This is a genomic window from Gilvimarinus sp. 1_MG-2023 (genome assembly GCF_030548285.1).
The window spans coordinates 1-251 of the sequence record NZ_JAUOSC010001375.1; the positions used below are offsets into that span (position 1 = coordinate 1).

1 protein-coding gene is annotated in these 251 nt (G+C 55.4%); it reads right to left on the reverse strand.

The features are described from left to right. Positions 1–251 (reverse strand): quinolinate synthase NadA (gene nadA, locus Q4563_RS21340; protein WP_303605949.1); only part of this gene is annotated, 251 nt, incomplete at both ends.

Sequence of the window (251 nt, forward strand, 5' to 3'; positions counted from 1 at the left end):
GTATTGGCGTACACCACCACGGTACGATCCGGGTGCTGATCACAAAACTCAGTAAATTCATCCACCGGACAACCAAGATCCAGTGAACAGGTCGCTTCCAGCGTCGGCATCAAGACCCGTTTTTCCGGGCTGAGTACCTTGGCGGTCTCACCCATAAAACGCACCCCGGCCACCACCAGGGTACTGGCTGGATGATTGGCACCAAAGCGAGCCATTTCAAGAGAATCGGCAACACAGCCGCCGGTTTCTTC